24 protein-coding genes and 1 pseudogene are annotated in these 21,113 nt (G+C 75.6%); 7 read left to right on the top strand and 18 right to left on the bottom strand.

What is annotated here, in order from left to right; genetic code table 11:
- Positions 1-3 precede the first annotated feature (3 nt).
- The gene (locus V6U81_RS21705) at positions 4-768 is read right to left on the bottom strand and encodes a hypothetical protein (RefSeq protein ID WP_334491714.1); all 765 of its coding nucleotides are present in this window, start codon (positions 766-768) and stop codon (positions 4-6) included.
- 165 nt (positions 769-933) lie between these two features.
- Here V6U81_RS21705 and V6U81_RS21700 point away from each other — a divergent pair, with 165 nt between their 5' ends.
- Positions 934-1,395, top strand: a complete 462-nt coding sequence (locus V6U81_RS21700) for a GNAT family N-acetyltransferase (protein WP_334491713.1) — start codon at positions 934-936, stop codon at positions 1,393-1,395.
- Positions 1,396-1,527: 132 nt separating this feature from the next.
- On the opposite strand, the gene V6U81_RS21695 is transcribed toward V6U81_RS21700, so the two are convergent.
- Entirely contained in the window at positions 1,528-2,043 is a 516-nt protein-coding gene (locus V6U81_RS21695; protein ID WP_334491712.1) for a 2'-5' RNA ligase family protein, read from the bottom strand.
- Positions 2,044-2,119: 76 nt separating this feature from the next.
- Here V6U81_RS21695 and V6U81_RS21690 point away from each other — a divergent pair, with 76 nt between their 5' ends.
- A complete protein-coding gene (locus tag V6U81_RS21690; protein ID WP_334491711.1) occupies positions 2,120-2,626 on the top strand; it encodes a mycothiol transferase in 507 nt (168 codons plus the stop codon).
- 41 nt (positions 2,627-2,667) lie between these two features.
- Here V6U81_RS21690 and V6U81_RS21685 read toward each other — a convergent pair whose 3' ends face one another.
- Entirely contained in the window at positions 2,668-3,630 is a 963-nt protein-coding gene (locus V6U81_RS21685) for a glycoside hydrolase family 88 protein (protein ID WP_334491710.1), read from the bottom strand.
- A 144-nt stretch (positions 3,631-3,774) separates the two neighbouring features.
- On the opposite strand from V6U81_RS21685, the gene V6U81_RS21680 reads away from it, so the two are divergent.
- Positions 3,775-4,155, top strand: coding sequence for an SCP2 sterol-binding domain-containing protein (locus tag V6U81_RS21680; protein ID WP_334491709.1), 381 nt, complete (start codon positions 3,775-3,777; stop codon positions 4,153-4,155).
- The gene (locus V6U81_RS21675) at positions 4,152-6,221 is read left to right on the top strand and encodes an amylo-alpha-1,6-glucosidase (RefSeq protein ID WP_334491708.1); all 2,070 of its coding nucleotides are present in this window, start codon (positions 4,152-4,154) and stop codon (positions 6,219-6,221) included. Before V6U81_RS21680 ends, V6U81_RS21675 begins: the two co-directional genes overlap by 4 nt.
- Positions 6,222-6,274: 53 nt before the next feature.
- Here V6U81_RS21675 and V6U81_RS21670 read toward each other — a convergent pair whose 3' ends face one another.
- The 4 genes from V6U81_RS21670 to V6U81_RS21655 all read right to left on the bottom strand — a co-directional run bounded on the left by V6U81_RS21670 (position 6,275) and on the right by V6U81_RS21655 (position 9,132).
- A complete protein-coding gene (locus V6U81_RS21670; RefSeq protein ID WP_334491707.1) occupies positions 6,275-7,051 on the bottom strand; it encodes a Pr6Pr family membrane protein in 777 nt (258 codons plus the stop codon).
- A gap of 31 nt (positions 7,052-7,082) precedes the next feature.
- Positions 7,083-7,433 carry a DUF427 domain-containing protein gene (locus V6U81_RS21665; protein WP_334491705.1) on the bottom strand — a complete coding sequence of 117 codons (351 nt, stop codon included), beginning with the start codon at positions 7,431-7,433 and terminating at the stop codon, positions 7,083-7,085.
- A gap of 163 nt (positions 7,434-7,596) precedes the next feature.
- Positions 7,597-8,361, bottom strand: a complete 765-nt coding sequence (locus tag V6U81_RS21660; protein ID WP_334491704.1) for a hypothetical protein — start codon at positions 8,359-8,361, stop codon at positions 7,597-7,599.
- Positions 8,362-8,625: 264 nt separating this feature from the next.
- Positions 8,626-9,132 carry a DinB family protein gene (locus V6U81_RS21655; protein ID WP_334491703.1) on the bottom strand — a complete coding sequence of 169 codons (507 nt, stop codon included), beginning with the start codon at positions 9,130-9,132 and terminating at the stop codon, positions 8,626-8,628.
- A 117-nt stretch (positions 9,133-9,249) separates the two neighbouring features.
- On the opposite strand from V6U81_RS21655, the gene V6U81_RS21650 reads away from it, so the two are divergent.
- Both V6U81_RS21650 and V6U81_RS21645 read left to right on the top strand, forming a co-directional pair.
- Positions 9,250-10,146, top strand: coding sequence for a DUF72 domain-containing protein (locus tag V6U81_RS21650; protein WP_334491702.1), 897 nt, complete (start codon positions 9,250-9,252; stop codon positions 10,144-10,146).
- Between the two features lie 54 nt (positions 10,147-10,200).
- Positions 10,201-10,377: a GTPase activator gene (locus V6U81_RS21645; protein WP_334491701.1), complete on the top strand. Its 177-nt coding sequence runs from the start codon at positions 10,201-10,203 to the stop codon at positions 10,375-10,377.
- Between the two features lie 250 nt (positions 10,378-10,627).
- Here the strand turns inward: V6U81_RS21645 and V6U81_RS21640 are convergent, their stop codons facing one another.
- Positions 10,628-11,035, bottom strand: coding sequence for a hypothetical protein (locus tag V6U81_RS21640; RefSeq protein ID WP_334491700.1), 408 nt, complete (start codon positions 11,033-11,035; stop codon positions 10,628-10,630).
- 111 nt (positions 11,036-11,146) lie between these two features.
- Positions 11,147-11,773 (bottom strand): hypothetical protein, encoded by a 627-nt coding sequence (locus V6U81_RS21635; RefSeq protein WP_334491699.1) that lies wholly within the window; start codon positions 11,771-11,773, stop codon positions 11,147-11,149.
- A 180-nt stretch (positions 11,774-11,953) separates the two neighbouring features.
- On the opposite strand from V6U81_RS21635, the gene V6U81_RS21630 reads away from it, so the two are divergent.
- Complete coding sequence (locus V6U81_RS21630) at positions 11,954-12,124, top strand: hypothetical protein (RefSeq protein ID WP_334491698.1); 171 nt, start codon at positions 11,954-11,956, stop codon at positions 12,122-12,124.
- Positions 12,125-12,205: 81 nt separating this feature from the next.
- Here the strand turns inward: V6U81_RS21630 and V6U81_RS21625 are convergent, their stop codons facing one another.
- The 9 genes and pseudogenes from V6U81_RS21625 to V6U81_RS21585 form a co-directional block, all read right to left on the bottom strand.
- Positions 12,206-13,069 (bottom strand): alpha/beta hydrolase family protein, encoded by an 864-nt coding sequence (locus V6U81_RS21625; RefSeq protein ID WP_334491697.1) that lies wholly within the window; start codon positions 13,067-13,069, stop codon positions 12,206-12,208.
- 22 nt (positions 13,070-13,091) lie between these two features.
- On the bottom strand, positions 13,092-14,048 hold the full coding sequence (locus V6U81_RS21620; RefSeq protein ID WP_334491696.1) for a glycosyltransferase family 9 protein: 957 nt from the start codon (positions 14,046-14,048) through the stop codon (positions 13,092-13,094).
- Positions 14,045-14,740 (bottom strand): SDR family oxidoreductase, encoded by a 696-nt coding sequence (locus tag V6U81_RS21615; RefSeq protein WP_420884058.1) that lies wholly within the window; start codon positions 14,738-14,740, stop codon positions 14,045-14,047. The genes V6U81_RS21620 and V6U81_RS21615 overlap by 4 nt, the downstream gene beginning before the upstream one ends.
- Positions 14,737-16,152 (bottom strand): PfkB family carbohydrate kinase, encoded by a 1,416-nt coding sequence (locus tag V6U81_RS21610; protein ID WP_334491695.1) that lies wholly within the window; start codon positions 16,150-16,152, stop codon positions 14,737-14,739. Before V6U81_RS21610 ends, V6U81_RS21615 begins: the two co-directional genes overlap by 4 nt.
- Entirely contained in the window at positions 16,149-16,988 is an 840-nt protein-coding gene (locus V6U81_RS21605; RefSeq protein WP_420884057.1) for a D-sedoheptulose-7-phosphate isomerase, read from the bottom strand. The genes V6U81_RS21610 and V6U81_RS21605 overlap by 4 nt, the downstream gene beginning before the upstream one ends.
- Positions 16,988-18,205, bottom strand: a complete 1,218-nt coding sequence (locus V6U81_RS21600; protein ID WP_334491694.1) for a glycosyltransferase — start codon at positions 18,203-18,205, stop codon at positions 16,988-16,990. The genes V6U81_RS21605 and V6U81_RS21600 overlap by 1 nt, the downstream gene beginning before the upstream one ends.
- On the bottom strand, positions 18,190-19,164 hold the full coding sequence (locus V6U81_RS21595) for a glycosyltransferase (RefSeq protein ID WP_334491693.1): 975 nt from the start codon (positions 19,162-19,164) through the stop codon (positions 18,190-18,192). Before V6U81_RS21595 ends, V6U81_RS21600 begins: the two co-directional genes overlap by 16 nt.
- On the bottom strand, positions 19,161-20,810 hold the full coding sequence (locus V6U81_RS21590) for an HAD-IIIA family hydrolase (RefSeq protein ID WP_420884056.1): 1,650 nt from the start codon (positions 20,808-20,810) through the stop codon (positions 19,161-19,163). Before V6U81_RS21590 ends, V6U81_RS21595 begins: the two co-directional genes overlap by 4 nt.
- Positions 20,810-21,113: pseudogene (locus V6U81_RS21585) on the bottom strand (hypothetical protein); the annotation flags it as partial. The pseudogene V6U81_RS21585 and the gene V6U81_RS21590, both read right to left, overlap by 1 nt.

The raw sequence follows: 21,113 nt of genomic DNA, 5'->3' as shown, positions 1-21,113 counted from the left end.
GGGTCAGCCGTCCGCGGCGTCCAGCAGCTCGCGGATCGCGCCGGCGAGCACCGGATGCACGGCGAAGCGCTGCTCGAGCCAGGCCAGGGTGACCGCCGCCGCGGCCCGGTTCCCCGCGTACCCGGGGGCCATTGCGGCCAGCGGCAGCAGCTCCGGCGGGTACGCCTGCTCGACCCGGCGACTCGGGTCGAACGGGTCCCGCCGGTGCGCCCCGCCCTCCCCGGTGAGCCGGAGCAGATTGATCACCCGGTCGACGGCGTACGACTGGATGAACCGCGCCGCGGTGAGCCGCTCGCCGCGCAGCTCCCGGTGCAGGCCGACGTAGAGGTTGGTCAGCGCCTCGTTCAGGTGGAACTCGACGGTGTCGTACGGCGGGCCGGCCGGGGGCAGCCCGCGGTCGGCCAGCCCGGGTGGGGCGTCGTCGCGCTGCCAGACGACCCGCGCGCCGGTGAACGGCAGCCGGGCCAGCTCGGCGACGGTGAAGACCGCGTACTCGACGAAGACCCCGTCGGCGTAGCGCGCCTTGCGGCCGTTGCGCTCGTTGGCGAAGCTGTACGCCACCGGGCAGGGGGCCTCCAGCCAGTCGATCGACTCCACGTACCGGTGCGTCGCGCCGTCGGCGACGACCAGGAAGAAGTCCAGGTCGGAGTGTGCGTCGAGCCGGTCGTTCGCGACGCCGGCCGAGCCCAGGCCGAGCAGCGCCACGGTGTCGGGCCGGGTGGACAGGTGGGCGGCGAGCGCGTCGAGCCGCCGCAACAGGGGATGCACGGACGTCGTCCTCTCGGTCAAGAGTCGACGTTTCAGCCCGCACGGCCCGCTCGCCGCCGGGGTCGCGACACCGGTCGGAGGTGATTGTGCCCGCCGGCGGCCACCACCGGAAGACCTGCTCCGGACCGGGGAGGCAACTCCCCCCGCCCCCGCTACGGTACGGCGATGACGATCACCGTACGGCCGCTGACCGAGGGCGACTGGCCGGCGCTGTGGCCGATGCTGCGCGACATGGGCGTCACCGACGAGCCGCCCGAGGTGCACCGCGGCCGGTATGCCACCCTGCTCGCCGACCCGCGCTGGGTGATCCTCGGCGCGGAGGCCGGTGGCGAGCTGCTCGGCTACGCGGCGGCCCAGGATCACGGCCCGCACCTGCGCGGCGGCGACGACCACCGGACGGCCCGGCTGCACGACCTCTACGTCCGGCCGGAGCTGCGCCGGGGCGGGGTGGGCCGGGCGCTGCTGGCGGCGGTGCGGCAGTGGGCCGGCGAGCGGGTACGGCACCTGGAGTGGCAGGCGCACCACGAGCGGGCGGCGCCCTTCTACGAGCGGCTCGGCCACCGCGGCGACCCCTGCCCCCAGCCCGACTACCCCACCTTCCAACTCGACCTAAACCCCCACCCCTGACCCGCCCCCACTACCACTGCCCCCGGTTCCGCCTCGTTGATTAAGAGGCTTCGGTCCCTTTCGGGGCCTGATCCGTGCCCAAACTCCTTGGTCAACTCGACCAGGGGGGTGGGGTCAGGGGGGGTGGGGTGGTCAGGGGAGGGGGTGGGAGATGTTGCGGGCGTGGTCGGCGAGGGCGGCGCCGACCACGGTGGCCTCGATCGGCAGCACCTCCAGACAGCGGCGGACGGCGGCAGCCATCAGCGTGTTGGGCACCCGCATGGAGAGCGTGCAGTGCGGCACCCACCGCCCCGGCCGGTAGTGCTCGAGCAGCTCGACGCCGGCCCGGCTCAGCCGGTCGTGCACCAGCGCGTGGTGGGCGAGCAGCTCGGCGGTGGGCGTCACGCCGAGCCACAGCACCCGGCCGACGAACTGGCCGGCGTGCTGGAAGCTGAGCCGCAGTGGCGCGGCCACCACCGTTCCCGCCAGCGCCTCGGCCACCCGGGCGGGGTCGAAGCGGGGTGCGACGGCGAGCGAGACGTGCGGCCGGTGCCGCTGCGCCAGCAGGGAGCGCAGGCTCTGCACCCCTTCGGCCTCCAACGCGTCCCAGAGCACCCGGATGCGCCGGGTGGCGTCGGTGTCCAGATACAGCTCCAGGGCCGCGACCACGTGATCACCCTACGGCCGGGTTTGCCGGCCCCGGTCCGCGGTACCAGAGTCGGGTCCGCTTGAGAAGGAGTGGCTGGTGAACGTCGACGACCTGCTCACCGAGATCTACGACCGGCTGCCCGCCCTGGTGCGGGCGGCGGTGGAGGGGCTCAGCCCGGACGAGCTGCGCCGGGCGCCCGGGCCGGGTGCCAACCCGGTCGGCTGGCTGGTCTGGCACCTGACCCGGATCCAGGACCACCACGTCGCCGATCTGCTCGGCGCGGAGCAGATCTGGATCACCGGTGGCTGGCCGGCCCGTTTCGGCCTGCCCGCCGACCCCGACGACACGGGTTACGCCCACGGCCCCGAGCAGGTCGCCGCGGTACGCCCGCAGAGCGCCGAGGCGCTGGTCGGGTACCACGAGGCGGTGGCCGGCCGGACCCGGAAGTTCCTGTCCGGCCTGACGGCGGCGGACCTGGACCGGGTGGTCGACGAGGCCTGGGATCCGCCGGTGACGCTCGGCGTCCGGCTGGTCAGCGTGGCCGAGGACGACCTCCAGCACGTCGGCCAGGCCAGCTACGTCCGCGGTCTGATCCGCTCCTGAGGGCGCTCCGCCCGGCGCAACGGTGCCGGCCCGTCCCGGCGTCAGCCGCCGGCCCGGCGTCGGGCCGCGTGGGCGAGCAGGTGGAAGGCCTGCGCCTCGGCGGAGGTGCCCGGGTGCGTGAAGTCCGGCGCGCCGCTGACCGGGGTTACCAGCCCGTACCGGTCGACCTGCCGGTCTGCGGTGGCCAGCAGGTCCCGCCCGGTGTCCGCGTACGACGGGGGGAGCCAGCCGTCGGCGGCGCCGGTCAGCGCGGTGTAGGCCAGCATCTGGGCGACGTTGGTCTCGACGTGGCTGGCCGGGTCGTCCAGGACGTCGTGGAAGAGCCCGTCGGGCCGCCGGTGGGCCAGCGTGGCGTCGAGCACCGCCCGGGCGTGCCCGACCAGCTCGTCCCGCCGCCCGGCCGGCCAGTCGGCGCGCAGCCGGAGCGCCCGGGCGATGCCGGCGACTACCCAACCGGCCCCGGTGCCCCAGTGCTGAGGGTGCTCCAGCCGCCCCGAGTCCTCGTCCCAGCGGGCGGCGTAGAGGCCGCTGGGCTCGTCGTACAGCCGGCGGCGGTGGCCGTCCAGCTGGTCCGCCGCCGCGTCGGGGTGTCCGCAGAGAGCGAGCAGCGGCACCACCATGTAGACGGTGTCGGCCCAGACCTGCCGGCTGCCGAGCAGGTGGAACAGGGTCCCGTCGGCGGCCCGGGGCGCCCGGGTGAGCAACCAGTCGAGCTGCCGGTCCAGCGCCGCCGACCAGCGGCCGCCGGGATCGGTCCGGGCGGCGTGCCGGACCGCCTCGCCGCAGGCTGCCCCGTTGACGGCGCCCGGTTCGCCGGAGACGTCGCCGAGCCGGCCGTCGGGGTGCTGTCGGGTCACCGCGGCGTCGGCCAGCAGCACCGCCTCCTCGGGGCGACCCAGGTCGAGCAGGGCGTGCCCGGTCACTCCCTGCTCCCACGACTGCCGCTGCATGGCCAGCAGCGCCGTCAGCACCCGGTCCAGCCGGGGATCGTCCAGTGCGCGCATCCCGCCCTCCCGCTCCTGCCGTACCCCGGATCGAACCGGTTCCCACCCCCGGCCCGGCGGCCGGTTCACCCGATCCGGGTGAGCCCCGCTCACCCCGGTGGCTGCGATCGTGCCGGACGGGAACCGCGAGGAGGGAGGGCGGCCGTGGCGACATCGGCGGTGGAACAGCTGGAGCAGCTCGGCCCGGAGCGGCGTCCGGAGCTGCCCGAGGCGATTCCCGGCACGCTGCGCCTGGACATGCGCGAGGAGAACGGCCGCACCGAGCACTGGTACCTCACCGTGCACGACCAGCGGGTGGACGTCACCCGCTCCGCCGCGGACGCCGAGCTGGTCATCCGTGCCGACCGGGAGGTCTTCGACCGGATCGCCGGCGGGCGGACCCACCTGGCCGCGGCGCTGCTGCGCAACGAGCTCACCGTGCAGGGCGACATGCGGCTGCTGACGCTGCTGCGCCGGATCTTCCCCGGCCCGGCCGAGGCGCGGCATCCCCGGGAGGTCGGCCGGGATCGGGACGTGCACCGGTGAGGCAGGAACTGGTCCACGTCGTCGCCGGCAACGCCTTCGCGGTCAGCGACGCCCAGGGCGACATGGAGATCGACCCGCACGCGCCGGTGGGACTCTTCTCCTTCGACACCCGGTTCATCTCTCGCTGGGTGCTCACCGTCGACGGCGAGCGGCTGCACGCGCTGTCCCGCGACGACATGACCTACTTCGAGACCCGGTTCTTCCTCGTCCCCGGTACGGCCAGCCACTACGTCGACGCGAACGTCACGGTGATCCGGCACCGCTCCATCGACGACAGCTTCAACGAGCGGATCACCGTGCTCAACCACTCCGCGGAGCCGGCCGACCTCCTGGTCCGGATGGAGATCGGCGCCGACTTCGCCGACACGTCGGAGATCCGCAGCCCGGTGCCCCGGCTGACGACGATGAGCGCCTCCTCCGCGGACGGGATGCTGCGGCTGCGCTACGAGCGCGAACGGTTCGCCCGGGAGGCGATCGTCTCCACCACCGCCCCCGGCAACGTCGACGAGGGTGGCATCTCGTTCCGGATCACCGTCCCGCCGCGAGGGCAGTGGATCACCGACCTGCACGTCGGGATGACCATCCGCGGCGAGGCCGGGCGCGACCTGCGGTCCAGCCTGGAGTCGCACCGGGAGCAGGCCCGCCACGACATGCGCGCCGAGCTGGGGGAGTGGCTGGGCCGGGCGCCGCACCTGGTGGCCGAGCGGGACATCCTCCCGACGGTGTACGAGGGCGCGCTGACCGACCTGGCCGCGCTGCGGTACGTGCCGCTGACGTACCCCGGGCGGGTGCCGGTCGGCGGCATGCCCTGGGCGATGGCGCTCTACGGCCGGGACGCCATGGTCACCTGCCTGCAGACGCTGCCGTTCACCCCCGAGTTGACGCCGACCACCCTGCGCCTGCTCGCCCTGCTGCAGGGCGGCCGGTTGGACGACTACCACGACGAGGAGCCCGGCAAGATCCTCTGCGAGCTGCGCTACGGCGAGTCCGCCGCCTTCGACGACCAGCCCACCGCGGTCTACTACGGGGCAGCCGACACCAGCCCGCTCTTCGTGATCCTGCTCGACGAGTACGAGCGGTGGTCCGGGGACGTCGAACTTGTCCGGGAGTTGTGCCACCCGGCCCGGATGGCACTGGACTGGATCGACGGCTACGGCGACCTGCTCGGCGACGGCTACCTGCGCTACCAGCGGCGCAACCTGCGCAACGGGCTTGTCAACCAGACCTGGAAGAACTCGCCTCGCGCGATCGTGCACCGCGACGGCCGCGAGCCGGGTTTCCCCCGGGCGACCTGCGAGCTCCAGGGGTACGCGTACGACGCGAAGATCCGTGGCGCCCGGCTGGCCCGGGAGTTCTGGGGCGACCCCGCCTACGCCGACCGGCTGGAGCAGGAGGCGGCCGCGTTGAAGGAGCGGTTCAACCGGGACTTCTGGCTGCCGCACCGGGAGCACTACGCGCTGGCGCTGGAGCGGGACGGCACGCCGGTCGAGACGCTCACCTCCAACCTCGGCCACCTGCTGTGGAGCGGGATCGTCCCCGCGGAACGGTCGGCGGCGCTCGCCGCGCACCTGCTCGGGCCGGAGCTCTTCTCCGGCTGGGGGGTACGCACCATGGCCGACGGGCAGCTCCCGTACAACCCGGTGGGCGCGCACCTGGGTGCGGTCTGGCCCTCGGACAACTCGCTGGTCGCGGCGGGGCTGCGTCGCTACCACCACGACGACGAGGCGGCCCGGGTCGCGGCCGGCATCTTCGCCGTGGCGGAGCGGCTCGGCGACTCGCTGCCCGAGGTGATCGCCGGCTACCCGCGCCCGGTGACCAAGTATCCGGTGCGGCTGCCGGCCGCCGGCCGGCCCCAGTCCTGGTCCGCCGGCGCGCTGCTGATGCTGCTCGGCACCATCCTCGGGCTGCGGCCCTGCGGGGAGAACCTGCTGGTAAAGCCCGCTCTGCCGGAGGGCTTCGGGTGGATCGAGCTGCTGGACATCCCCGGCCGGTGGGGGCACTCCGACGCGTACGGCCGGGACCGGTCCGCCGCCGCCGACGGCGGCCACCGCGGCCGGTTGCGCTGACCGGTCGGCCGCCGACGGCGGTCAGGAAGGCGTGCCGACCGGGTGCCCGCCGGTCAGCGCTGCCCGACCGGGGCGTCCGTCGCGCTGCCGGCGGCGTCCTCGGGCGCCGCGCCCTGACCGGGCACCATGGCGTTCCCGGGGACGGCTGCCGGCGCGGGTCCGACGCTCGGGCCCGGCGCGGGCCCGTCGGCCGGCCGGGCCGCGCCCCGGCGGGGCAGGCCGCGGTCCAGGCCCACGAAGAGGAGGCCGAGCAGCCAGAACGTGAAGGCGAAGAACACCGCGCTGACCGAGACGCCGTCGTAGCCGAGCTGCCCGGCGTCGATGAACGGGTACGGGTAGCGGTGCACGACCAGGCCGCGCAGCAGCGCGAAGCCCAGGTACGCCAGCGGGAACGCCAGCCACCAGGCGGCGTGCCGGAACCGCAGCCGGCCCCGCTGGTCGAACAGCGCCCAGTCAGCGATCGCGAGCACCGGCACGACGGTGTGCAGGAACTGGTTGCCCAGCGCCTCGCCGAGCGCCCGCTCGGGCTGGGTCATCGCGAACGGGCTGGCGGGGTTGGCGAGCACCAGGTGGTACACCACCCCGGTGATGGTGATGTAGAGGGTGACCGCCCCCTTGAGCGCTGACGGCGGTTCGGGCTGCCGCTGCCAGGCCCGCCAGGCGGCGTAGCCGGCGAAGAGCCCCACCGCCACGTTGCTCTGGATGGTGAAGTACGGCAGCAGGCCGGTGATCGTGGCCGGGCCGAGCGCGGTGAGCACGATCCCGGCCAGCACGCTGACCACGATCGCGATCCGGCAGGCCACCGCGAGGCGTCGACGCCGCAGACTCATCGGGGCAAGCTATCAGCCCCACCGCCCGGGCTCACCAACCGGCGGTGCCCGGGGCGCCCTTGAACGGCCCGGTGACGTCGCTGGTGATCCACCCGCCGTAGAAGTCGCCCGGCTGGACCGCGACCCGCTCACCGTCGACCTGGCACTCGTCCACCCGCCCGGGATAGAAGGCGACCGCGCCGGTCAGGTCGGCGTACGCCGGGGTGGGGTGCTCGTACGACCAGGCCGCCTCGCGGACCCGGACGTCACCGACGACCAGGTCCCAGTAGCTGGCCTCGCCCTTCCATTCGCACCAGGTGCGCCCGGCCGACGGCGCCAACCGGCCGCCGGTGAAGTCAGCCCGGGGGACGTAGTAGACCGGCGGGTGCGACGTCTCCAGCACCCGCCAGCAGCGCTGTCGACCACCGTCACCCCGGCGTGCCGGATCACGACCCGGCGCGGGGTCCGCTCCAGCCGGGGCGGACGCGGGTAGTCCCAGACCGATTCCATCCCGCCACGGTATCCAGCCCCCGCCGTCCGGCCCGGAGAGCCGGCCGCTCCCCGGCTCAGCGCGGGCCGGGATTGGTCGGGCGGGCGGGCGTCGACGCCGAGGAGATGGAGGCGCGGGAGGGCCGGGCGTCCGGCCGGGCGGTCGCGGTCGCCGGCGGGCGGGTGCTCTCCGGGGCGCTCGGCCTGGTGGGGCTCGCCGCCTCGCCGGTGACCTGGTCGCAGTACCCGGCCACCTTCTCGCGACCGCCGGCGTCGCGGATCAGGTCGGAGAAGACCGGGTTGTCGAGGGTCCGGCCGGGGTTGTCCCCCGCGCCCGCCCGGTAGGCCCGGCACAGACCGACGCTCGGTGCGCTCGCCCTCGGCCGGGTCGGGTCCATGGTGGACGGCGTGCCGGCGGGGGAGGGGTGGCTGGTGGCGGAGGCGCCGCCGGTGGGTCCGACGGACGGGGCCACGGGGCGGACATCGGGGCGGTGCAGCGGCCCGGGCAGGGCGCCGGTGGCGGCGGCGAGCGCGACCCCGCCGGTGGCGGCCACGGCGAGGCCCGCGACGGCGATCTTCAGCCCGGCCACGCGGCCGAGCACGCCCGGGCGTCCGGCGCGGGCGGTCACGGGTACGGGTACGGGTACGGCCAGCGGTGCGCCGGCGCGGGCGAGGCGGAACGCCTGCATCGCGGCGTGCTCCCCCCGCAGCTCGGCGGGGCGCGGCGCGGCGCGGACCGCGGTCAGCAGCGCCGCGAGCGGCTCCCGCCCGTCCCTGGGGTCCACGACCGGCCCGACGAGCAGCCGCTCGACGGTTTCCTGGTCCATCCGATGTGCCTTCATCTCGTGTCCCTCAGCGCCAGCGGACCTTGAGACGTCACATCACGGCCGGCGGCGTGGCGCCGATCACGCCCGGTCGGCCGGTCACGCAGCCGAGGGCAGCGTCGGGCATCCTGGCGCTGTGTGGCCGCCCGGGTTCGTTCGGTGCCCGACTCCCCACGGGAGGAGGCGCGGGCGACGCCGGGTGACCGGGTGGGGACCGAGGACGGCCGTTCCTGTTCGGGCTGACCCACACCGTGGTCGACCGCCCCCGCTGATCCGCCGCCCTCAGCCCATCGTCTTCTGGCCGTCGATCGACTCGCGCAGGATGTCGGCGTGCCCGGCGTGCTGCGAGGTCTCGGCGATGACGTGCAGCACCACCCGGCGGAACGACCAGCTCGCGCCCGGCTCGAACCAGGGCGCGGCCGGCAGCGGCCGGGACGCGTCCAGGTCGCGGGTGGCGATCAGCTCGTCGGTGCGGGCGGCGACCTCGGCGTAGCGGTCCAGGAGGCCGGCCAGGGTGTCGCCCTCGGTCATCCGGAACACCGCCTCCCAGTCGACCTGCTCGCTCTGCATGGCCTCGGCGCCGCCGACGGCGAACCGCATCCAGCGTTCCTCGACCAGCGCCACGTGCTTGATCAGCCCGCCCAGGCAGAGCGCGCTGACCGTGCTGCGGGTCGCCGCCTGCTCGTCGGTCAACCCGCGCACGGTGTGCCGCAGGAAGCCGCGCTGCTGGGTGATGGTCTGCAGAAGATCGGCCCGCTCATCGGTGCGGACCTGCTCCGAAGTGGTCATCCGCCCACCCTTCCTCGATTCGTCGGCCTCACGATGCCACGGGTCACCGACAGTTCCGGGCCGCCGCGCCCCCGCCAGCGGTTGCCGATCCGGCCGTACGGCGGTGCACTGAATGACATGGCTGTGATTAAGGTCGGCACCTCCTCCTGGGCGGACCAGACCCTGCTCCGCTCCGGCTGGTATCCGAAGGCGGCCCGGACTCCGGCCGACCGGCTGGCGTTCTACGCCCGGAACTTCCCACTGGTCGAGGTGGACACCTCGTACTACGCGGTGCCGGCGCCGGAGACCACGCACGGCTGGGTGGACGCCACCCCGCCCGGCTTCACCTTCGACGTCAAGGCGTTCAGCCTCTTCACCGGCCACCCGACCCCGGTGACGATGCTGCCGAAGGAGCTACGTCCCGCCGCCGGCCCGACCCGGATCCGCTGGCGTGACCTGCCCGAGTCGTCGTACGAGGAGCTGTGGGACCGGTTCCGCGCGGCGCTGGAACCGCTCGCGGCGGCCGACCGGCTCGGTGCCGTGCTGCTGCAGTTCCCGCCCTGGCTGGCCCGGAGCGAGGGCGCCCGGCGCCGGATCCTCGACCTGGCCGACCGGTGCCGGCCCTGGCGGGTCGCGGTCGAGCTGCGGCACGGCTCCTGGTTCGACGGTGACGCGGCGGCCGAGACGGTGACCTTCCTGGCCGACCGCGACCTCTCGATGGTCTGCGTGGACATGCCGCAGGGGCACCCGTCGTCGGTGCCGCCCATCATGATCGCCACGGCCGAGCCGGCGGTGGTCCGGTTCCACGGGCACAGCCCGCACTGGGCGGGCGGCAGCAAGGAGGACCGGTTCCGGTACGCCTACTCCGACGGCGAGCTGCGCCGGTGGGCGGAGCTGCTGACCGACCTGGGCGACCACTCCGGTGAGCTGCACGTGTTGTTCAACAACTGCTGCGAGGGGCAGGCCCAGCGCGACGCCGGCCGGCTGGCCGAGCTGCTCGGGGTGGCCCCGGTCCCGCAGCACGCCCCGGTCTGACCGGTTTGTCGCCCAACGGCGCGGGTACCGCCCGGGGGACGGACGGAGGAGCGCATGACGCACGAGGAGCAGCGGCCGGGTGTGCCGGACGACGCGCGGGCCCGGCGGGTCCGCGAGGCCGAGGAGGCGCACGGCGGCAGCATGGCCCCCGGGTTGGTGGACGAGACCGGTCGCCCGGTCGCCGAGCCGCCACCCCCGCCCGCGGACGAGGTGGACGGCACCGGCTCCTGAACCGGGCCGGGGCCGGATGACGCCCGGGGCGCCGCGTCGGCGGCGCCCCGGGCGTCAATGAATATGGATGCGCGCGTGCCGGTCGTCAGGTCGTACGCGTCGCGGCGGCCCGGAGGATCCGGACCGCCGCGTGGTCGTTCGTCGTGGCAGACGCGGGCCGCCGCCGGCCCGCGCAGGGTATGTGTCGCCCGGGTGCGAGCGGGCCATGGCCCGTCTCCGGCCCCGGACCCGACCGGTCACACCGGCCGGATCACTCCCTGCTCACCCCCTCCGGGTGCATCCCGGTCGATTCCTCCAGGGAGTTGTCCGGCAGGTCGCCGCCGGCCGTGTCGTCCGGGAACGACCGCAGCGAAGGCGCCGGATCCGGCGGTGCGCCCGGCCCGGCCTCGGTGGTCCGGGTCGGTTCCACCGAGCCGAAACCGTGCCGCCCGGCGCGCCCGGACGGTCCCGGCGTCGCGCCGGCGCGACGCTCACCGCGGTGGCCCTCCGGTACGGCCGTCTCCTCGCTGCCCTCGTCCATCGGGTCGTCCCCGCCGGTGCCCCAGGGCGGGTCCGCGTCGAAGCCGTCCGTGGTGCCCCACGGGGCGACCGACTCCGGCCCGCGTCCGCCGTCGCGCCTCGGTCCCTTGTTCGCCGTCATCGCCACCTCGCTGCTCATGTCCCGCCCGGGGCGTCCCCACCCAGGGCAAGGCTCGCGTCCCACCGGCGCGGGGCCCGCCGTCGACGTCGCGACGGCCGGGCCCCGTACCGGCCGGTCCCGGCGGGCCGGTCAGCCGGCCATGGCCATCCGGCGCTTGCTCGCCCCCATCGCCATCATCTTTCCCATCGCCCCCGGCGCGCTCATCAACCCGCCCGCGCGCCCCAGCATCCCGCGGAACACCTGGCCGGGCTTCTGCTGCTCGCCCATGTACGCCGAGACCACCACCAGCGCCCCGGTCAACGCCGGGATCGTCCACTGCAGCACCTTCATCTGCCGCTGCTGGGACGCCACGTCCGAGGGCGTCTGGTAGTTGGGCTCGGTGGTCCCCTCGACCGGCGCGTTGCCGGCCTTCTCCAACCTCATTCCGAGCAACCGGCTGTAGCCGGTCACCGCGAGTGCGCCGACGGTCAGCGCCGTCTTGACCGCGCTCATCTTGGCCACCCCCGACTGGGCCATCACCCGCGGGCTCTCCGTGGCCAGTTCACCGACCGCGCCGGCCAGGTGCGCGCCGATCGCCGCCGCGTTCACCGGCGTCCACCGGGACCACCCGGCCGAGGCGGCCGGGAGTCGTTGGGTCGAGTCGCTGATCTTCGCCGCCGCCCCGTTCACGCCAAACGCTCCCATCAGGGAGCCACCGAACCAGGCCGCCAGGCCCAGATCGTGCATCGAGCGCAGTGCGGTGTGCCGTTCGGACATCTGATGATCCCCCTCCACCTGTTCGGGCGCAGCGGCATACCCACCGATCGCGCGGTTACGCACCGAAGCCCGGGACGCCCGTCCCCACGTCGTTCGTGCCGGGGTGCGGCGTGCCGGCCAGGCGTCGATCGGCGGTCGCGGGGTAGGCCACGGCACGGAGACCGACCGTGAGGAGGCGACATGTCCCAGCCGGACGAGAGCCGCGAGAAGACCGGGTCCACCGACGCGGTGTTGATGCACCCGGGCAACGACCCACGCCGGGAGACCGCCGAGCAGAAGCCGCCCGCCAAGCGCGGCGAGACCCGCGTCGAGCGGAACGGCAAGATGATCCCCGTGGACCAGGTGGAGTGATTCCGGCGGTCGGGCGGCTCTCGCCGTCCGACCGCGCACCACACCATGAGGATCCGCGCCGGTCGACGCGGAGGGCGTGGGTCAGCGGCGGGGCAGGGCCGCGGTGAAGGCGGCCACCCGGGCGGCCAGGGGTGCGCCGGCGCGGATCCAGCTGAAGTGGTCCAGCGAGGCGCCGGCCTCGGTGGCGGTGTAGCGCTGCCGGGTCACCCGGGCGGCGGTGAGCTTGGCGCAGAGGTGGTCCAGGGTGCCGTGCGGGGTGTACTGGTCGTCGTCGACGCTGACCGCGAGCACCGGCAGGTCCAGCCGGCGCACGGCGGCCTCGGCGTCCACCCCGTCCAGCACCGGGAACCGGCCGGTCCGGGCGGTGTACGCCCAGTCCCGGATCACCCCGCGGGCCTGCCGGCCGCCGAAACCCCAGCCCGGCCAGACGCCGAGCGCCCGGGCGACCGCCGCGATCCCCTGGGTGTACGGCAGCACGCCGTAGCCCCGGGCGCCCGGGTAGCCCCGCCAGTACGGCACGCCGACCGCGAGCAGGGCGAGCCCGTCGACCGCGTCGGCGCCGTGCACCGCCAGGTGCAGCAGGGCCGCCTGCCCGCCGAGGGAGTGCCCGAGCAACAGCCGGGTCCGCCCGTCCAGCCGGGGCTTCAGCGCGTCGAGGACCGCGCCGACGTCGCCGGCCAGCTCGGCGTAGCCGTACCGGCAGGCGCGCGAGGGCGGGGGAGTGCTGGCGCCGGTGCCGCGCAGGTCGGCGACGACCACGGCGAGGCCGGCGTCGCGCAGTGCGGCGGCGAACGGACGGTAGTAGCGGGCCCGCACCCCCATCGCCGGCCAGATCACCACCACCGGCGCGCCGGCCGGGCCGTCGGGCTCGGGGTACACCTGCACCCCGATGCGCGCCCCGTCGACGTCCACGAACTCCTGGATGTACTCGATCTCCCCGCTCACCGCCCCAGCCTACGGCCGGAACCTACCGGCGGGTAGCCAAGGGGGTGGGCCGGGCCGCCGCGCCGCGTTCCACCCGTCGCACCGCGGCCAGCACCGCCGGCACGTCCAGCGCGGCCAGCGCGGGATGCACGCTCCCGTCGTCGACCGGCCGGCGCTGCCCCACCCAGAGCGCCTGGTGCCAGGGCCGGTCCGGCGGCGGCCCCCACTGCGCCGGCGGCACCGGGCCGAAGAGCAGCACGGACGGGGTGCCGTACCCGGTGGCCAGATGCCCGATCCCGGTGTCGCCGCTGATCAGCAGGCGGGCGTGCGCGACCAGCGCGGCGAGCTCGCCGAGGTCGGTCCGCCCGGCCAGCACCGCCTCGGCCGGCAGCCCGGCCAGGACGCGGACCTGCTCGGCGATGCTCCGCTCGCCCGCGCTGCCGGTGACCACCACCCGGTGGCCCCGGGCGGTCAGCTCCCGGGCCACCTGGGCGAAGCGGGCCGGCGGCCAGCGCCGCTGCGCCGCCTTCGCCCCCGGGTGCACGATGCTCACCCCGGTCGGCAGCCGGCCCGGCACCGGGCGGCGTAGCGCCAGATCGGTGCGGTCGGCGGGGATGCCGTACCAGGACAGCAGCCGGCACCACCGGTCGATCTCGTGCTCCTCGGCGAACCAGTCCGGCCCGTCGTGGTGGCCGGCCTCGGCGTTGGCGAAGGCCAGCAGCCGGCCCGGCCGCACGCCGGCCAGCATCCGGTGCGACTGCGGGCCCCGCCCGTGCAGGTTGACCGCCAGCTCCGGCGGCGGGCCGGACCACCCCAGGTGGCCAAGCCCGTCCGCCTCGACCAGCCGGTCGACGCCGCCGACCAGGTCGACCAGCGGCCTCAGCCAGCGCGGCGCGACCAGCGCCAGCTCCTCGCCGGGGTACGCGGCCCGCACCGCGCGCAGCGCCGGCACCCCGGTCGCGAGGTCGCCGACGCCGAGCGCCCGGAGCACCAGGATCACGGGTACGACGACTCCTGCTCGGCGCAGACCACCAGCTCGCGGACGGCACACCCGGCCGGCTGCGACAGCGCGAACATGACCGCGGCGGCGGTGTCGGCCGGGTCGTTGAGGATCGCGTCCGGCCCCGGCTTGTACTGCGCGTCGCGGTCGTCGAAGAAGGCGGTGCGCATGCCGCCCGGGATCAGCAGGGTCACCCCGACCTTCCCGGCCAGTTCGGCGGCGAGCGCCCGGGTGAAGCCGACCACCCCGAACTTCGCCGCGCAGTACGCGGTGGCGTCACTGACCGCCTTGATGCCCAGCGTGGACGCCACGGTGACCACCGTGCCGTGCGACCGCTCCAGCTCGGGCAGCGCCGCCCGGATCACCGCGGCCGTGCCGAGCAGGTTGATCCCGACGATCCGGTCCCAGGTCTCCCCGGGCACGTCGGCCAGCTTCCCCGGCACGTCCATGCCGGCGGCGGTGACCAGGCCGTCCAGCCCGCCCGCCTGCTCGGCGATCCGCCGGGTGGCCTCCTCGGCGGCCCGGGTGTCGGCCAGGTCGCACTCGACCCACGGCACCCCGTCGGCCGGTGCCTGCCGGTCCAGCACGTACGGCCGGCCGCCGGCCTTGGTCACCGCGGTCACCACCGCCGCGCCGAGCCCGCTCGACCCGCCCGTGACGAGTACCGCTGATCCGTTCAGGTCCCTGCTCATCTCGCTCCCTTGACCAGTCGTGCGCCGCGCGACCGCGCGGCGGTGATCGTGGCGGTGGTGGACCGGCCCGCCAGGTACGGGACGGTCACCACCCGGCCGCCCCAGCCGCGTACCAGCTCGGCCTCGGGCAGCTCGGGGGCGCCGTCGCCGGCGTAGTCGCCCCCCTTGACCCAGACGTCCGGGCGCAGCCGGGCCAGCGCGGTCGCCGGGGTGGGCTCGTCGAAGACCACGACCGCGTCCACGCAGTCCAGCCCCGCCAGCAGCCGGGCCCGGTCCGCCTCGCCGTTGACCGGGCGCTGCGGCCCCTTGAGGGCGCGCACGCTGCGGTCGGAGTTGAGGCAGACCACCAGGCAGTCACCGAGCCGGCGGGCCGCCTGGAGGGTGGCCAGGTGCCCGGCGTGCAGGATGTCGAAGCAGCCACCGGTGGCGACCACGGTGCCGCCGTCGGCGCGTACCCGGGCGACGAGGTCTTCGACGGCGGAGGCCGGGCGGCGCGACCGGGCCGGCTCGCCGTCGGCCCGGGCCAGCCCGGCGGCCCCGCCGGCGGCCACGTACGCCGATGCGGCGGCGACCGCCTCCTGCACCGCCTCGGAGGTGACCGCCCCGGCGGCCAGCGCGGTGGCGGCGGTGGCGGCGAACCGGTCCCCGGCGCCGCAGGTGTCCTCGACGTGTGTCACGTCGGACGGCGGCGGCACCACCAGCGGGGTGCTGCCGGAGTGGCAGAGCACCGCGCCGTCCGGGCCCATGGTCACCGCGACCGCGCCGACCCGCCACCGCCGGCGCAGCTCGTGCCCGGCCCGGGTGGCGGTGGACAGCGCCGTTCCGGCGCCGGCGTCGCCGGTGAGCTGACGCAGCTCGGCGAGGTTCGGCGTGGTCAGCCGGGCACCGGGCACGGCCGCCGGCCCCAACGGGTGCGGATCCCAGACCACCGGCGCGGTCGCGTCGGCCAGCGCGGCCCGCAGCGCCGACTGCCGGAGCAGCCCCCGGCCGTAGTCACTGACCAGGATGGCGCCGGCCGAGGCGAGCACCTCCAGCGCCGCCTCCGGCGGCTCGCCGGGGGCCTGCGGGTCGCCGCCGCGGTCCAGCCTCAGCAGGGTCTGCCCGCCGGCCCGCAGCCGGATCTTCTCCGGCGTCGCCCCGGGCAGCCGCAGCGGGTAGAGGCGGACTCCCGCGTTGGTCAGCAGCTCGGCGATCCGGGCGCCCGCCGCGTCGTCGGCGAGGGCGGTCACCAGCGCCACCTCGGTGCCCTGGGCGGCGGCGAGCAGCGCCGCCAGCCCGGCGCCGCCCGGCCGGTCGGTCGCCGACCGCTCGTCGAGCACCGGCACCGGCGCGTCCGGGCAGATCCGGTTGACGGTGCCGAGCACGTCCCGGTCGAGCAGCGCGTCGCCGACGACCACCAGCGGCCCGCTCACGACGGACACCCCCGCCGGCCCGGCCCGTGCCCGTTGGCGGCAGGCCCGTTGCCGCCGGTTCCGTTGGCGGCGTGCCCGTTCGGGCCGTGGCCGTTGGCGCCGTGCCCGGCGAGGCCGTGGCCGGCGAGGCCGTGGCCGTGGCCGTTGAGCGGGTAGCCGTTGACGGCGACCGCCAGGGCCCGGTCGTCCGCCCCGGCAGTCAGCCGGCGGGACACCGCCGCGCCGCGCGGGCGCGGCGCCGACGCCCGCGGCAGCTGGCGGACCAGCGGCAGCGCCTCGTCGACGTACTCGCAGAGCAGGTGCAGCGAGACCAGGTGCAGCTCCTGCACCACCTGGCTGTCCGGCGAGGGCACCGCCAACGCGTCGTCACAGACCTCGGCCAGCGGGTTCGGCGCCGGGCCGGTGAACGCCCAGCAGCGCACCCCGGCCTCCCGGGCGGCCTCCACCGCCCGCAGCAGGTTCGGGCTGCTGCCGCTGGTCGACATCAGCAGCAGCACGTCGTGCTCCCGGCCGTGCGCGCGGACCTGCCGGGCGAAGACCTCCTCGTAGCCGTAGTCGTTGCCGATCGCGGTCAGTGCCGAGGTCTCCGCGTGCAGGGCGATCGCGGAGAGCGGCTCCCGGTCGTCGCGGAGCTTGCCGACCAGCTCCGCGGTGAGGTGCTGGGCCTCGGCGGCGCTGCCCCCGTTGCCCGCCGCCAGCAGCCGGCCACCGTTGGCCAGCGTCCAGGCCAGCTCGGTGCCCCAGTCGGCCAGCCGCTCGGCGGCCCGCCGGTACGGCAGCAGCGCGGCGGCCAGCCCGGCCAGGTGGCTGTCGAGGGTGGACATGCCAGTGTTCATCAAGCCACCGCCGGTACGACGCGTCCGACCGTGCTGACCGCCGTGTAGACCGCGCTCAACTGTTCGGCGCAGCGCTTCCAGGAGTACCGGCTGCGGATCCGGTCCAGCGCCGCCGTGGCGTACGCGAAGCGGCGCACCTTGTCGGCGAGCAGCCGGCGGATCGCGACGCCCAGCGCGCGCGGGTCGCGCGGCGGCACCAGGTCCCCGGTCAGCCCGTCGACGACGGTGTCGGCGATGCCTCCCACGTTCGTGCCGATCACCGGCACGCCGCAGGCCATCCCCTCCAGCGGGGTCAGCCCGAACGGCTCGTACCAGGGCGCGGCGACCAGCACGTCGGCGGAGCGGTACCAGGCGCCCATCTCCTCGCGGGGCACCGCGCCGACCAGCTTGACCCGGTCGGCCACCCCGCACGACTCGGCGAGCGCCCGCAGCCGGCGGGCGAACGCGTCGGCCGGCAGCAGCTCGGCCGACGGCCCGCCGACCACCACGCACTCCGCGTCCGGCACGGCGGGCAGCGCGCGGACGACCTCCTGGAAGCCCTTGCGCTCCACCATCCGGCCGACGGTGAGGATCCGCTTGCGGGCCGGGTCGCGCGGCGCGACCGGCCCCTCCGGGCGGAACATCCGCTCGTTGACCCCGGACGGGACCAGCGCCATCTTCGACCGCGGCACCCCGAGCCGGACCAGCTCGCCGATCTCGTCCTGGCACTGCACGATCACCCGGTCGGCGGCCCGGCCGATCGCCCGCTCGTAGCCGATCCGGCCCGGTGGGCTCGTGTCCCGGGCACCCTGGTGACGCCGCTTGACCGTGCCGAGGGCGTGGTACGTCAGCACCACCGGGGTGTTGGTGCGCCGCCCCGCGTGCAGGGCGGCCAGCCCGCTCATCCAGAAGTGGGCGTGCGCCACGTCGGGGCGCCAGTCGCCGCGCCCCCACTGCTCGGCCAGCCAGCGCCCGAACTCGCCCATGTGCGGCAGCAGATCGTCCTTCGGCAGCCGCGACGCGGGGCCGGCCGGCACGTGCCGCACCTGGTACCCGGCGGAGGCGGACACCACGTCCGGCAGTTCGGCGGCGTCGCGGCGGGTGTAGACCCGCACGTCGTGCCCCTCGCCGACCAGTGCCGCCGCCAGCTCCGCGACGTGGGTGTTCTGCCCGCCGGCGTCCTCCTCGCCGAGGACGGCGAGGGGGCTGGCGTGCTCCGAGATCATCGCGATGCGCATGTTTCCTCCTCAAGGATCCGGTCCCAGTCGGCGAGGAACCGGTCGAGCCCGAAGCGTTCCTTCGTCACCTCCCGCGCCCGCGCGCCCAGCCGGTACGCGGCGTCGCGGTCCTCGGCCAGCCAGCGGGCCGCCTCGACCAGCGTGTCGACCCGGGTGGAGAGCACCCCGGCGTCGCTCGGCACCGCGTCGACGGCTTCGGTGGTGGCCAGCGCGACGACCGGCATGCCGATCGTCATGGCCTCGATCAGGCTCAGCCCGAGCGAGGTCCACCGGCACAGGTGCAGGTACGCCCGCCGGCGGGCCACCTCGGTGTGCATGACGTCCTGGGGCAGGTCGTCGTGGCTGGTCACCCGCTCGCCGGGCAGGCCGAACCGGTCGGCCAGCCCGGTCACCCCCATCCCGAAGACGTCCAGCGGGGCGACGTCGGCGAAGCGGGGCATCAGGTCGGTGCCGGTGACCCGCCACCGGCGGATCGGTTCGTTCGTCACCACGGCGAGCCGGTCCAGCTCACCGGTCCACTCCACGGCCGGCGGGACGATGCCGTGCTCGACGACGGTGGTGCGGGTGCCGCCGTTGTTCCAGAACAGCTCGTTGAAGTGCGTGACGTGGGTGAGCAGCAGGTCGTCCCGGTCGGCCATCGGGTGGCGGGTGTTCGGCACGTCGCCCCTGGGGGTGTTGTGCTCCACGTAGATCGCCGGCAGGTCCCGGCCCGGACGGCGGCGCAGCCACCGCTCGGCCAGCTCCAATTCCTCGGGGCGTTGCAGGACGACCAGGTCCACCTCGGCGTCGACCAGCTCCTCGGGGGTCACCTCGACCGCGCTGTGCGGCCACGGGTAGGTGCGGGCCCGGCCCAGCCCGTACGGGCCGCGGTCGGGGGTGACCGGGACCAGGTAGCGGTGCGGACCGTGCACGAAGGACGTGGTCCAGGACCCGTGCACGTGCCAGAGCAGGATGTTCATGACCCTCCTTCAGCTGTTCGACGGTGGGTGGGGGAGAGCAGCCGGACCGCCTCGACCACCTGGGTCGGGTCGATCCCGGCGGTGAGGCAGGGGTGTCCGGGGACGGGGCAGACGGCGGCGCGGGTGTCGCGGCAGGGCGCCTCGGTATCGCCGAGGCGGACGGTGGGCACCCGGTAGGGCCCCCACTGTCCGAACGGGACGGTGGGCGCGAAGAGGCTGATGACCGGGGTGCCGACCGCGGCGGCGAGGTGGGCCGGGCCGGTGTTGCCCACCACCACGCAGCGCGCCCCGGCGAGCACCCCGGCCAGTCCGGCGAGGTCCGTCCGCCCGCCGAGGTCGGTGCCGCCGGCTGCGGCCACCCGGGAGGTCAGCGCGGTCTCGGCCGATCCCCCGGTGACCAGTACCCGATAGCCGGCGGCGGTAAGCGCGGCGACGATCTCGGCGCACCGCTGGGGTGGGCAGGCCCGGGCGGGCACCGACGCGCCGGGGTGCACCACCACGTAGCCGGGGTCGGCGGGCGGCGGGACGGCCGGCAGGTCGGCGCGCAGCCGCAGCACCGGGTCGTCTCCCGCCGGCAGCCCGAATCCGGCGGCGGCGGCGAGGGAGAGCGCCCGCTCCGGCTCGGGCACGCCGACCGGCACCCGGTGCCGGACGTCGAGCAGGGAACCGGGGTAGTCGTCGCTGATCGCGCTGATCCGGGGCACCCCGGCCATCCGCAGCAGCAGGGCCAGCGGGAGCGGGGACTGGTGGAAGGAGGTGAAGACGACGGCCTCGTCGGCGTGGACCCCGGCGAGGCGGTCGGTGAGCCGGCGGATGTCGTCCGGGTCGACGGCCTCGGGATCGCCGTCGATCCAGGGCAGCCGCCACTCGATCAGCTCGTCGACGCCGGGCAGCAGGGCCGCGGCGGCGCGTCCGCGCGGGCCGTGCAGCAGCACCACCCGCTCGGCGCCGGCGGCGACGGCCCGGACGGCCGGGCCGGTGACCAGCACGTCGCCGGCGGAGTCGCTGCGGACCACCAGCACCGTGCCGGCCCGCTCGGGGCGGGGGGCGGCGGGTCGTACCACCGCCTGCCGGCGGAGGATCTCCGCGACCGCCGCCGGCAGGTCGCGGGCGACGTGCGGGGCGGCGGCCACCTCCTCGGGCCGGGTGACCGGGGTGGGCACCAGGAAGCCGGTGGCGCCGGCGGCGAGCGCGGCGGTGACGTCGCGGCCGATGTCGCCGACCATCACGCAGCGGGCGGGGGTGGTGCCGAGCGCGGCGGCGGCCCGGTGCACCAGGCCGGGGGCGGGCTTGCGGCAGGCGCAGCCGTCGCCGTCGTCGTGCGGGCAGATCTGCCAGGTGTCGAAGGGGCCGAGCAGTTCCTCGACCCGGGCGTGCACCGCCCGCATCTGCGCGGCGGTGAACAGCCCCTTGGCCAGGCCGGACTGGTTGGTCACCACGCCGAGGCGCAGCCCGGCGGCGCGCAGCCGGTCCAGCGCCTCGCGGGCGCCGGGCATCGGGCGGACCTTCTCCGGGTCACCGTTGTAGGGCACGTCCTCGATCAGCGTGCCGTCCCGGTCGAGCAGCACCGCGTCGAAGAGCGCAGGACCGGTCGACGCACCCCCGTTCATGGCAGAGCAGTTGCCCCGAGCAAGAGGAGTAAACATCAACTTCCCGCCACCGCACGCCGACTGTCCGTAACGGACGCTCGGGTGCGCCACCAGCCGCGCATCCAGTGGGTGACCGCGAGCGGCGGGATGAGGGCGCTGGTGACGAGCATGCTCGTCACCTCGTCGCGGGTGCGCGGGCCGGGCGCGATCCGGGCCCGGGCGAACTCCGCGGTGCCGGTCACCCAGCCGAGCGCCCCGGCGGCGGCCAGTACGCCGAGCGCCCGGCGCGACGCGTCACCGTAGCGCAGGGGCAGGCAGACGCCCGCGTCGCCGGCCAGCGGCACGGTCACGTTGTCGCAC

The sequence above is a fragment of the Micromonospora lacuserhaii genome (assembly GCF_036902735.1).
GTDB lineage: Bacteria > Actinomycetota > Actinomycetes > Mycobacteriales > Micromonosporaceae > Micromonospora.
This window is presented reverse-complemented; position numbering and strand designations above follow the sequence as displayed.